This window comes from Streptomyces sp. NPDC017979 (assembly GCF_044328175.1).
Taxonomy (GTDB): Bacteria; Actinomycetota; Actinomycetes; order Streptomycetales; family Streptomycetaceae; genus Streptomyces.
In genome coordinates, this window is record NZ_JBIRGU010000007.1 from 292356 (window position 1) to 303820 (window position 11465).

Sequence of the window (11465 nt, forward strand, 5' to 3'; positions counted from 1 at the left end):
GGGTGAAGGTCGGTCCCACTGTGCGGTGGGGCGGGCCGATTCCCCGGGCGACACACGCCGGCGGACGGCTGAAGTGCACGACACCGGCCGCACTGCGAGCCCCGGCCGTACGCCATCGGGGTCCACTCCGCCTCACCGCAGCGCAGCGCCGGCGCCCGGCGGTGGCCGTGGAGCACGATGGGGGCGATCCGGCACACGAGGAGGAACCGTGACCCCCACGACCATGCGCGCCGTCGTCCTCGATCGCCCGGGCGGCGTGGCGGAGCTGCACCTGCGGACGCTGCCCAGGCCCGAGCCGGGACCGGGGTGGGTGCGGATCGCGGTGGAGGCGTTCGGTTTGAACCGCTCCGAACTCCACACCCGGCTGGGGCTCGCCGAGGGCGTGACCTTCCCCCGGGTGCTGGGCATCGAGGCGGTGGGGACCGTCGACCTCGACCCCGACGGAGTGCTGGCACCGGGCGGGCGCGTCGCCACGATGATGGGCGGGATGGGACGCACGTACGACGGCGGGTACGCCGAGTACGTGGTCGTCCCGCGCGCCCAGGTGATCCCGTTCGAGTCGTCGCTGCCGTGGGAGACGCTGGGGGCGCTGCCTGAGACCCTCCAGACCGCCTACGGCTCGCTGACCGTCGGGCTCGACCTGCAACCGGGGCAGACGCTGCTGATCCGGGGCGGGACCTCGGCGCTCGGGCTCGCCGCCACGACGCTCGCGAAGGACGTCGGCGCCACCGTCCTCGCCACCACCCGCAACCCCGATCGCCTCGCGGGCCTGGCCGAGCACGGCGTCGACCATCCGCTGGTCGACGACGGTCAGGTGGCGCGCCAGGTCAGGGAGGTCTTCCCGGACGGCGTGCACGCGGGGCTGGAACTCGTCGGCACGCCGACGCTGCCGGACACCCTGGCCGCGACCCGGGTGCACGGCACGGTCTGCTTCACCGGGATGCTCTCCAACGAGTGGCTGGTGCACGACTTCTACCCGATCTCCTATCTGCCGAGGGGAGTTCGACTCGCCGCGTACGGGGGCGAGGCGGAGGACCTGCCGGCCGCGGTCTTCCAGCGGCACGTGGACCGGATCGCGTCGGGCGACCTCACGCCGGGCCCCGTCCACGTGTACGCCCTCGACGACATCCGGACCGCGCACGACGACCTGGAGCACAACCGGCGCCCCGGCAAGCTCGTCGTCCGGACCCGATGACGCCAACAACCGACGGCGCCACTAGCACAGTTGGCGACCTCGTGAAGCCCCTCGGGGTCTCCACGGCCTGAAGTGCGCCCTCTTGGGCGCTTTCCGGACAACGATCGACGTTCCGCGCCACACAGACAACCCACAGACTCGCGATGCTCTCTGGAGGGGTGGCCACGGGATTCGCTGCCGGGCTCGACCACCCGGGGAAGGCGGCCCGTGCGCCGACCGACCGACCTGCCAGGGTCGGTGACACTCGTCCGAACGAGGGACAATGACCAGACATCACCGCGCACGACTGTGGCGTTCCGGGCTCGCATCCGCGGCGGCGCTGACGGTGGCAGCGGGCGTCACGGGGGCCACCCCCGTGTCCCGGGCCACCCCGGTGCAGCCCAAGCTGAGCCTGATCGCCGCGTCCGACTCCGTGGTCCTCGATCGCTACGTGGGGGAACCCGGCGAGCCGTCCGGGGTCTATCTCGACCTCGGCACGTACCTCGCCGTCGAGGGGCCGGCGCTGGAGTTCCGGGTGACCCGGGCGTCGTACAAGGACCCCGTGGTCGCCCGCCAGATCATCCGCAGCGGCGGCAAGACCGTCACCAAGACCCTGCCCAAGGGGCTCGTCAAGGACTTCTCCGGGCTGCCGGACTTCCTCCAGATCACCCTCGCCGACTCGACGGGCAAGGTGGTCGCCGCGCAGAAGGAGAGCTTCTGCCCGAACAACGCCGCCAGCCGGATCCGTCCCGACGGCCCGGCGAAGGCCAAGTTCCCGGAGAGCTGCCCGACCAACCCCTTCACCCTGGGGTCGGTCTGGGGCATCCAGCACGGCTGGGCCGCCAATGTGTACGCGCCCTTCTACGGTGCGCCGCTCGACCTGCCGGACGGCCAGTACGCGGCGACGGTGTCGGTCACCAAGAAGTACCGGGACCTGCTCGGCATCCCCGACAAGCCCCAGAAGCTCAAGGTCACCGTGCGCACGCCGCCGCGGACCCCGTCGGGTGAGGGCGCACGAGCGTCGGCGGCCGGCGGGCACGGGTCGCACGGATCCGGTCACGGGGGTCACGGCGGACACGGTGCGCCGAACTCGACTCCGGGGCTCGGCCGCGCCCACCTCCAGGGCTACGGGGTCGACACCCCGGCGCCCCCGGCGCTGCCCTGGGCGCTGAAGAAGGAGGGCTTGAAGGCCGCGGCGAGCGGTGACGGCCCCGGGCGCACCGACGGTTCGCGCATCGCGCCGCCCCGCCAGCCGGCGGCGAAGCGGCCGACCGGGCGCGCCTCGGTGCCCGCGAACGTCCCCAAGCCCGACCTGCGGGCGCTGCCCGCCTGGGACATCTTCATCTCCGCCGGTCCGGAGGGCGAGGCGCCCGGCCGCGATCACCTGGCCTTCAGCAGCACCACGTGGAACGCGGGCCCGTCCCCGCTGGTCGTGGACGGCTTCCGGCAGCCCAACAAGGGCCTGATGGACGCCTATCAGTACTTCTACGACGCCAAGGGCAAGCAGGTCGGCTACGCCCCCACCGGCACCATGGAGTGGGACCCGCGCGAGGGCCACGTGCACTGGCACTTCACGGACTTCGCCGCGTACCGGCTGCTCAAGGCGGACCAGAAGGAGGTCGTGCGCAGCGACAAGGAAGCGTTCTGCCTGGTGAACACGGACGCAGTGGACTACACGGTGAAGAACGCCAACTGGCATCCGTTCAGCACCGACCTCGGCAGCGCGTGCGGCGAGGAGAACTCGATGTCGGTGCGGCAGTCGCTGGACGTCGGCTCGGGTGACACCTACGCCGGCTACCTGCCCGGACAGACCTTCGACATCACGGACGTGCCCAACGGCACGTACTGGATCCAGATCGTCGCCAACCCCGACAAGCGGCTGAAGGAGACCGACCTGACGAACAACACCTCGCTGCGGAAGGTCGTCCTCGGCGGCAAGCCGGGCGCGCGGACGGTGACCGTGCCGCCGCACGACTTGATCACCTCCCGCTGACGTCGCGCGGGGCCGGCAGCGCCGAGCCCCGCGCCCGTCCCGTCAGGGCCCGGTCGCGCCGTTCGCGGGGCCGGGCCCCGTCGCGTCCGGGGCCCTCGGAACGAGCGGCGGGCTGATCTTGCAAAATGGTTACGGCAGAAAGATCAAGGAAGCCCGGCAGGCAGCGGCAGGGACGCCCAGACGGTCTTGCCGCGCGGCGGGGTCAGCTCCCAGGACCACGACGTGCTCAGCGCCTCGATGAGCGCCAGCCCGCGTCCGCCGAGCGCGCAGTCGTCCGGCGCGCGCAGGCACGGGGGGCGGGAGCTGGGGTCGGTGACGGCGCAGACCAGGTCGCCGGGGTTCAGGAAGATGCCCAACCAGACCGGGTAGTCCCCGTTCTCCCACGCCGTGGGGTCCAGGGCGTGTTGGACGGCGTTGGTGACGAGTTCGCTCACGACCAGTTCCGCATCGGCCACCAGTTCGTCGAGCGCCCAGCCGCTCAGCGTCGAGGCGACGAAGCGGCGCGCCTGGGGCGCGTTCCGCAGCCGTCCGTCGAGGCCGCAGGCGGCGAAGCCGGAGGGTGCGGCGCCGGCAGGAGTCGGCCCGGTGGGCACGCCCCCGCGCCGCCCCCAGGAGGGGCCGCCCGACGGGGTCGCCCCCGCGGCCCGTGCCGATCCGGTCCTTGCTTCGTCGGTCAGTCCCGGGGTGCGGGCGCTCCTGGCCGATGAGACTGACGCATGGGTCGTCACAGATCATGTCCCCCTGGACATCAGGCGCGTTGACACTCTGTCAGCAGCCACCGTCCGAGTATGTCGAGTGCTCCCGGCGAATGCAATTGCATCTGGGATTGCATTCGAGATTGCATTCGGTGGAGAGTGGAGGGGAAGAACCCGCCGCAGGAAAGGGGCTGTTGCCGTGGCACAGGTCTACAACGGCATCCCGGCGACCGCACTGGCCGCCGTGACTTGGACGAAGAGCAGTCACAGCAATGCGACCGGCAACTGCGTGGAGTTGGCCGGGCTCCCGGACGGTTCCGTCGCGATCCGCAACTCCCGGGACCCGCAGGGCCCGGCGCTGATCTACACGCGCGACGAGGTGGTCGCCTTCCTCGCCGGTGCCAGGGGTGGCGAATTCGACGCGGTCGTCGGCTGAAAATCGTCTTCCGAACACCCGCACCCTGCCGGGCGGGCCGGCCTTGGTGAATACTGGCGTTTTCCCCGCTTCCGCAGGAGCGCCAGATGGCTGCAGTCGAGCCGCACCTATCGTTGTTCGCCCGACCACTGGGGGCGGTGGAGAAGAACCCCACCGCCCTGAAGTTGATCCTCGGCGGCAAGCTGCGTGAGTTGCGCACGGCCGCCGGGCTCGACCCGGCCGACGTGGACCGTCGCCTCGGGTTCTCGCGTTCGAAGACCAGTCGGATCGAACTGGGCAGGCACGGCTGCAAGCGCGCCGACGCCGTGGCGCTCCTCCAGTTGTACGGGGTGGTGGACGAGGGCGTCGTCGACGAGTTCATCCGGCTGGTAGAGCAGTCGCACCGGCCCGACTGGTGGCACTCGTTCAGCGACGTGCTGTCGGGCTTCTTCCAGCCGCTGGTCGCCCTGGAGGGTGCGGCCGAGCGCATCCGCACGTACGAGCCGTTCTACGTACCGGGGTTGCTCCAGGTCCCGGCGTACACGCACGCGGTGATCAAGGCCGGGCCCGGGCGGCTGCTGTCGCACGAGGCGGTGCGGCGGGTGGCGTTGCGCCAGGAGCGTCAGCACCAACTCGACCAGCCGGACGCACCGCGGCTCTGGGCGATCATCGACGAGTCGGTGCTGCTGCGCACGGTCGGCGGCCCGGAGGTCATGCGGACGCAGTTGGAGCACCTGCTCGCGATGATGGAGCGCCCGCGGATCACGTTGCAGATCGCCCCGCTCGACGTCTCGGCGGCGGTCGGGGTCGGCACCGGGGTGACGTTCCTCCGGTTCGCGCTCGGCGACCTCAAGGACGCCGTCTACATCGAGCACCTCATGGACTCCACCTTCAGCCAGAAGCCGTCGATGGTGGAGGAGTACCGGAACATGCTGGACCGGCTCGGCGCCTGTGCGCTCACGCCGGTGGAGTCGGCGAAGGTGCTGCGCAAGCACCTCGAAGCGCTCGGCGGGCCGCAGTCGTCGTGACCGCGGCCCGCGGGAGCGGGTGACGCCGGCCGGTCGGCCGGCGTCGATCCATCCGGGCGGGCGTCAGCCGATGCGGGCGACGCCGCCCCACTCAAGCCACTCGTCGGTCGCCTGCACCGGCGCGAGGTCGTTGTCCGGACGCCAGGTCGAGACCTCCACCAGGCCCGGTTCCAGGACTTCGAGGCCGTCGAGGTAGCCGGCGACCTCCTCCTGTTCCCGCACCCGGCCCCAGTGCCCACCGGTGGCCTGGTCCATGAAGTCGGTGACGTACTGACGGATCTCGGGGCGGTCGCTGACCAGTTGGCACACGACCAGGAAGCTGCCGGGCACCAGCCGCTCGGCCACCCGCCTCACCAGGGCCGCCGGGTCACTCTGGTCCGGGATGCAGTGCAGCACCGAGACGAAGAGGGCCGCGACGGGTTGGCTGAAATCAATCAGCCTCTTCGTCTCCTCGTGGCCGAAGATCTCGTCGGTGTCTCGCATGTCGGCCTGGATGACCGCGGTGCGCTCGTTCTCGTCGAGCAGGGCACGACCGTAGGCGAGCACGATCGGGTCGTTGTCGACGTAGACGACCCTGGAGGTGGGGTCGACGGCCTGGGCGACCTGGTGGACGTTGTCCTGGGTGGGCAGGCCCGAGCCGTGGTCGACGAACTGGCGGATGCCGTAGTCCTGGGCGAGCACGCGCACCACGCGCTGGAGGAAGCGGCGGTTGTTGACCGCGAGCACCTTGGTGCTGGGGACCTGCTTGAGCAGTTCCTCGCTGGCGATGCGGTCGGACTCGTAGTTGTCACTGCCCCCCAGGTAGTAGTCGTACATCCGTGCCACGCTCGGCACAGTCGTGTCGATGGCGTCCGGGCGCCACGACTCCTCTTGCATCCAGTACTCACCCGTGTCAGTCGAGAGCTCAGCGGTAGGGCGCCCATGCTAAGGAGCGTGACGACCCGGGTACAGGCCGTTGACGAAGCAACTGCCTTGCCAGCGTGCTTTTCAGCCAGATCGTCAGATGTTCTGGCCGGTTCCGCGGAGGGCTCCGACCCCGGACGGCGAGCCCTTCCGTGACACCGCGCCCCTCCCCCGCGGCAATGGATCAAGGATTGACCTGCACCCTCACAACGAGCGGGGAACGCATCACCGCGCCGGGGGCGCATCGACCCCGACGCGGTACGCATCGGAACGGACCGCTGCATCCAACCGTGGGATCAGGCCATGCAGCCTCGGTTGAACATCAAGGCGACATTAGCTTAGGCTTGCCTAACTCGATCGAGGGATTGACATCAGTCTCGTTCGACGCTCTTGCCACACCACACTCTTGAGGAACATCCATGCTCGGGTTCACCCGCACGCGTCGGCGCGTGCTCGCCGCCGCGGCCACCGCAGTCGCCGTCGTCCTCACCGTCGGCGGCTGCTCGTCGGAGAGCGACGGAGACAAGGAGTCCTCCGGTTCCTCTGGCAAGGGCGGCGGCGCGTTCCCGGTCTCGATCAAGAGCGCCCTGGGAACCGCGGAGATCAAGGAGGAGCCGAAGCGGATCGTCACCCTCGGCCAGGGTTCGGCCGAGACCGCGATCGCCCTCGGCACCACCCCGGTCGGTGTCGAGGGCTACCCGTGGGGCAGCGACAAGACCGGCTACCTGCCGTGGATCCACGAAGCGGTGACGAAGAAGGGCGACAAGCTCCCCAAGCAGTTCACCGGCGGTGAGGAGCTGGACACCGAGGCCATCCTCGAACTGGACCCGGACCTGATCCTCGCCCCCTGGTCGGGCATCACGCAGAAGCAGTACGACGTCCTCAAGGACATCGCCCCCACGGTCGCCTACCCCGACCTGCCGTGGAGCACCAACTGGGACCAGCAGATCGACCTCATCGCCAAGGCGATGGGCAAGCCCGCCGAGTCGAAGAAGCTGGTCTCCACCATCGAGAAGCAGCTCGCCGACGCCGCCGCGACCCGTCCCGGCTACAAGGACCTGAAGTTCTCGTACGTCTACAACACCGGCCCCGGCACCCTCGGCGTCTTCAAGCCCGAGGAGCAGCGGGTGAAGATGGTCTCCTCACTCGGCCTCACCGTCGACCCGGTCGTCAACCAGTTCCCGGAGACCAAGGGCACCGACTCCGCGCTGATCGGCCTGGAGAACGCGGGCAAGCTGAAGGACAGCGACCTGCTCTTCACCTTCTACACCGACGAGAAGAACCGCAAGGAGATCGAGTCGCAGCCGCTGTACGCCGGGATCCCCGCGGTCAAGAAGGGCGCCGTGGTCGTCGGCGACACCAACTCCTTCGTGACCGCGTCCTCGATCATCAACCCGCTGACCGTGCCGTGGACGATCGACCGGTACCTGCCGCTGATCGACAAGGCCGTCGCCGCTGCCGGCAAGTAGGGCGCCGCAGCCAGATGGTCACCATCGCAAAAGCTCCGCCGAGCGGCGCCTCCCGTCAGGGGGGCGCCGCCCGGCGCGTTCTCGGCGTGTGCGGCGGACTCGTCCTGCTCGCGCTCGCCCTGTTCGCCAGCGTCATGTTCGGCAGTCGTACGACGTCCTTCGGCGACGTGGTCGACGTGCTGTCGGGGACGGCCGACGCCCAGCTCACCGCGGTCGTCGAGAGCCGCTACCCGCGAACCGCGCTCGGCGCGCTCGCGGGGCTCGCCCTCGCCGTCGCCGGCACGCTGATGCAGGGCGTGACCCGCAACCCGCTGGCCGAGCCCGGGCTGCTGGGCATCAACGCGGGCGCGTCGGCCAGCATCGTGACCGCGACCGCCTTCTGGGGCGCGAGCGGCAGTACCGCCGCCATGTGGTGGGCGCTGCCGGGCGCGCTGCTCGCCGGCGTGCTCGTGCAGGCGATCGGGTCCACCCGCTCCGGCCGCAGCCAGGTCCGTCTGGTGCTGGCCGGTGCGGTGCTCTCGGCCGTGCTGATGGCGTTCATCCAGGCCGTCACCCTCACCAAGCCACAGGTCTTCGACAGCTACCGGTACTGGGTCGTGGGCGCGCTCGGCGGCCGGGACATGGACGTCTTCTGGTCGATGGTCCCCTTCGCCGCTGCCGGGCTGCTGCTCGCGCTGGTGCTGGGGCACAGCCTGAACGCGCTGGCCCTCGGCGACGCCACCGCCGCCTCCCTCGGGGCCAACCCCTGGGTGGTGCGCGGCGGTGGACTCCTCGCGGCCACCCTGCTCAGCGCCTCGGCGACCGCGGCCGTCGGCCCGATCGCCTTCGTCGGTCTCGCCGTGCCGCACGTGGTGCGCGCCGTGGTCGGCGTGGACTTCCGCTGGCAGATCGCCTGCGCCTGCGTCGCCGGGCCGGCGCTGCTGTTGATCGCGGACGTCGTGGGACGGGTGGTGATGCGTCCGCAGGAGCTCATGGTCGGCGTGGTCACCGCGTTCGTCGGCGCGCCCGCCCTGCTGGTGGCGGTGCGCCGGATGAGGGGGAACGCATGAGCGTCACGCGTGAAGCGCAGCGGGTCGCCGCGGGGCGCCCCGGGTGGACGCCGGCCGTACGGACCGGCTCGCCGAAGGTCGTCCTGCGGCTGGGGCCCGTGGTGGCAGTGCCTGTGCGGCGCGCCTCGCTGCTGGCCGCCCTCGCCCTGCTGGTGCTGATCGTCGCCGCGTCGGCGGCGACGCTGTCGATGGGGCGGCTCGGGATCCCGCTCGCGGAGCTCGGGAGCGCGCTGGCCGGCGGGGCCGAGGGGCGGGACGCGTTCGTACTGGAGCGGCTGCGCGGCCCCCGGCTGGTGGTGGCGCTCGGCACCGGCTGTGCGCTGGGGCTGTCCGGGGCGCTGTTCCAGTCGGCCACCCGCAATCCGCTGGGCAGCCCCGACGTGATCGGGGTCGCCGCCGGGGCCGGCGCCGGGGCCGCGATGTCGGCGCTCTTCCTGCCCGGCACGGTGCCGGTGGCGCTCGGTGCGCTCGTCGGTGCCGTGCTGGCGATGGTGCTCGTGTACGCGTCGACGGGCACCGGGTTCCGCAATCCGGCGCGGCTGGTGGTCGCGGGCATCGGCGTCGCGGCGATCTGCCAGGCGATGACGCAGTACGTGGTGTACGCCATGGAGCGCGACAACGCCTCCGCGCTCACCGCCTACGTCAACGGCAGCCTGTCGTCGCGGTCGTGGCAGGACGCCACCACGATCGGGCTGGTGCTGTTGGTCGCGCTGCCGCTCACGGTACTGCTGGGGCGCCGGTTGAACGTGGGCGAGATGGGCGACGACATTGCGCAGGGGCTCGGGTCCGAGCCGAAGCGCACGAAGTCGCTGGCCGTGCTGTTGGCGATCGTGCTGTCCGCGGGGGCGGTCGCGGTCGCGGGTCCGATCGCGTTCGTCGCGCTGACCGCGCCGCAGATCGCGAAGCGGCTCACCGGGGTGACGGGCCCGCACCTGCTGCTGTCGGGGCTCACGGGCGCGCTGCTGCTGGTCCTCGCCGATCTGGCCGCCCAGCAGTTGCCGCTGTTCGAGAACCTGCCCGTCGGGATCTACACGATGGCGATCGGCGGGGTCTACCTCGGGGTGCTGTTGTTGCAGGAGCGCCGTCGCGGCAGGCTGTGACGTCCGGGTACGCGCGAGGGGCCGCGGCTGCCGGTGCAGCCGCGGCCCTTCGTTCGTGCCGTTCGTACCGTTCGCGCCTCAGATGCTGAAGCGCTCCTTGGCCAGCAGCGGCTTGACGCGCGCGGCGAACCCGCCGGTGCGGAAGGGGCGCTGGAGCAGCCCGGGCCGCAGCTCCTGGGCGAGCGCCGCCGCGATCATGCCCTGGTCGAGGGCGAGGACGAAGTCGCTGACGCGGCCCGTGCGGACGTTCACCGAGTCCCGGAAGCCGTATCCGTCGTGGTAGGCGCCGAAGTCGCGGGCGAGCGCCTTGAGGTTGGCAACGGCTTCGGAGCGGGCGTAGGGCAGGGCGAGCATCGCCGCGTGCGGGGTGACGACCCCGCTGGACTGGTAGCCCTCGACCTGCATGCCGATCGCGTCGACGCCGTACTCGCGGTAGCCGCCCTCGGGGACGTTGGACGGGGAGAACCCCCAGTAGCCGTACCCCTCCTCCACCATCCCGTGCTCGATCTGGGAGCGCACGTACCGCTGGTGGGTCAGCCCCCAGGAGCGACGGGCCCACTCGGGCTCCGGCACGAAGAGGGGCACCATCAGCGCCTCGAACATGGAGCCGCCCCAGGAGGGGACGAGCTTGCGCCCCCGGTGGGTGTAGTGGCCGTTGAAGACCCGGATGCCGTCGACGGTGGTGTACGAGCCGCCGGGCGACTGCTCCTGCTCGTGCTCGGGGAGCATCGTGCGCAGCAGGTGCCAGTAGTGGTCGGCGGGGAGCGAACCGTCGGCGATGCCGAGGTAGCTCGCCATCCGCGGCTCGGTGTTCAGGGCGCCGTAGTGGTGTCCGGTCGGTTCGCCGGTGTCGGTCCAGAAGCCGCCGCGGAGCTGGCCCGGGCCCTTGACCGGGTCCGCGGGGTCGTAGGGGGTGTAGTAGTACGACCAGTCCGCGGTGGCGAGGATGCGCCGCACCCGGTTGCCGAGCCGGGGCGAGGCGTCGGCGGCGATGCGCAGCCCGGCGACGAGCCAGGCGTTGTCGACGGAGGAGAGGAAGGGACGCACCGGGGCGCCGGTCTCCGGCCAGGTGGTGAGGACGGAGCCGTCGTAGGAGTCGTACCAGTTCACCCAGAAGCCGTGGAAGCGCTCCAACTGCTCGACCGCGGAGACCATGTGGTCGAGCCGGCGGTGCATGGTCGGGCGGTCGATGACGCCGAGGCCGCCCGCGGCGGCGGTGGACCACAGGCCGCAGCCGATGTTGGTGGGCGAGGTGTTGCGGGAGGGCACGGGGCGGCCGGGCCGGCTGAGGTCGGCCTTGTCGGCGGTGAGGCCGAAGTCCGTGGTCAGGGCTTCGATCGAGCGGTAGGTGTCGCGGAACCAGGTGTACAACAGCCCGGTGTCGGGGCCTTGGGTGCCGCGGGCACCGGCGGTGTCGGCGGCGGCAGCGGTCGGTGCGGTCACCGCGGGCAGGGCGAGGGCTGCGGCCCCGCCTCCCGCGACGGTCAGCAGCGTACGACGGTCGAGACGTGCCATGGGTGTCCAGCTCCCGGTGGTGGATGCGGGGGTGTGGAGATGACGCGGTGGAGCGGGGGGTGGCATGGGGGCGCGGGGGCCGTCGGCTCGGAGCCTACGACGGCCCCCGCGCTGCTGGGGAGAC

Annotated in this window: 10 protein-coding genes; 7 read left to right on the forward strand and 3 right to left on the reverse strand. The window is 71.3% G+C overall.

The features are described 5' to 3' along the window. The first annotated feature begins 223 nt into the window (after positions 1-223). Complete coding sequence (locus ACH4E8_RS20800) at positions 224-1195, forward strand: zinc-binding dehydrogenase (RefSeq protein WP_398450324.1); 972 nt, start codon at positions 224-226, stop codon at positions 1193-1195. 262 nt (positions 1196-1457) lie between these two features. Beyond that, positions 1458-3167 carry a lysyl oxidase family protein gene (locus tag ACH4E8_RS20805; protein ID WP_398450226.1) on the forward strand — a complete coding sequence of 570 codons (1710 nt, stop codon included), beginning with the start codon at positions 1458-1460 and terminating at the stop codon, positions 3165-3167. Positions 3168-3310: 143 nt separating this feature from the next. Here the strand turns inward: ACH4E8_RS20805 and ACH4E8_RS20810 are convergent, their stop codons facing one another. Beyond that, positions 3311-3760, reverse strand: coding sequence for an ATP-binding protein (locus ACH4E8_RS20810; protein ID WP_398450228.1), 450 nt, complete (start codon positions 3758-3760; stop codon positions 3311-3313). Between the two features lie 301 nt (positions 3761-4061). Between ACH4E8_RS20810 and ACH4E8_RS20815 the strand changes: the two genes are divergently transcribed. Further along, positions 4062-4298 (forward strand): DUF397 domain-containing protein, encoded by a 237-nt coding sequence (locus ACH4E8_RS20815; RefSeq protein ID WP_398450230.1) that lies wholly within the window; start codon positions 4062-4064, stop codon positions 4296-4298. Positions 4299-4384: 86 nt separating this feature from the next. Further along, the gene (locus ACH4E8_RS20820) at positions 4385-5305 is read left to right on the forward strand and encodes a helix-turn-helix domain-containing protein (RefSeq protein ID WP_398450232.1); all 921 of its coding nucleotides are present in this window, start codon (positions 4385-4387) and stop codon (positions 5303-5305) included. 63 nt (positions 5306-5368) lie between these two features. On the opposite strand, the gene ACH4E8_RS20825 is transcribed toward ACH4E8_RS20820, so the two are convergent. Continuing rightward, the gene (locus ACH4E8_RS20825) at positions 5369-6181 is read right to left on the reverse strand and encodes an SAM-dependent methyltransferase (RefSeq protein ID WP_398450234.1); all 813 of its coding nucleotides are present in this window, start codon (positions 6179-6181) and stop codon (positions 5369-5371) included. 446 nt (positions 6182-6627) lie between these two features. On the opposite strand from ACH4E8_RS20825, the gene ACH4E8_RS20830 reads away from it, so the two are divergent. The 3 genes from ACH4E8_RS20830 to ACH4E8_RS20840 are packed head-to-tail and all read left to right on the forward strand — an operon-like array spanning position 6628 to position 9826. Further along, positions 6628-7677: an iron-siderophore ABC transporter substrate-binding protein gene (locus ACH4E8_RS20830; protein WP_398450236.1), complete on the forward strand. Its 1050-nt coding sequence runs from the start codon at positions 6628-6630 to the stop codon at positions 7675-7677. Positions 7678-7691: 14 nt separating this feature from the next. Next, positions 7692-8726 carry a FecCD family ABC transporter permease gene (locus tag ACH4E8_RS20835; protein ID WP_398450238.1) on the forward strand — a complete coding sequence of 345 codons (1035 nt, stop codon included), beginning with the start codon at positions 7692-7694 and terminating at the stop codon, positions 8724-8726. Further along, positions 8723-9826: a FecCD family ABC transporter permease gene (locus tag ACH4E8_RS20840; protein ID WP_398450240.1), complete on the forward strand. Its 1104-nt coding sequence runs from the start codon at positions 8723-8725 to the stop codon at positions 9824-9826. Before ACH4E8_RS20835 ends, ACH4E8_RS20840 begins: the two co-directional genes overlap by 4 nt. 78 nt (positions 9827-9904) lie before the next feature. On the opposite strand, the gene ACH4E8_RS20845 is transcribed toward ACH4E8_RS20840, so the two are convergent. Continuing rightward, positions 9905-11341, reverse strand: a complete 1437-nt coding sequence (locus ACH4E8_RS20845) for a glucoamylase family protein (protein ID WP_398450242.1) — start codon at positions 11339-11341, stop codon at positions 9905-9907. Positions 11342-11465: the final 124 nt, after the last annotated feature.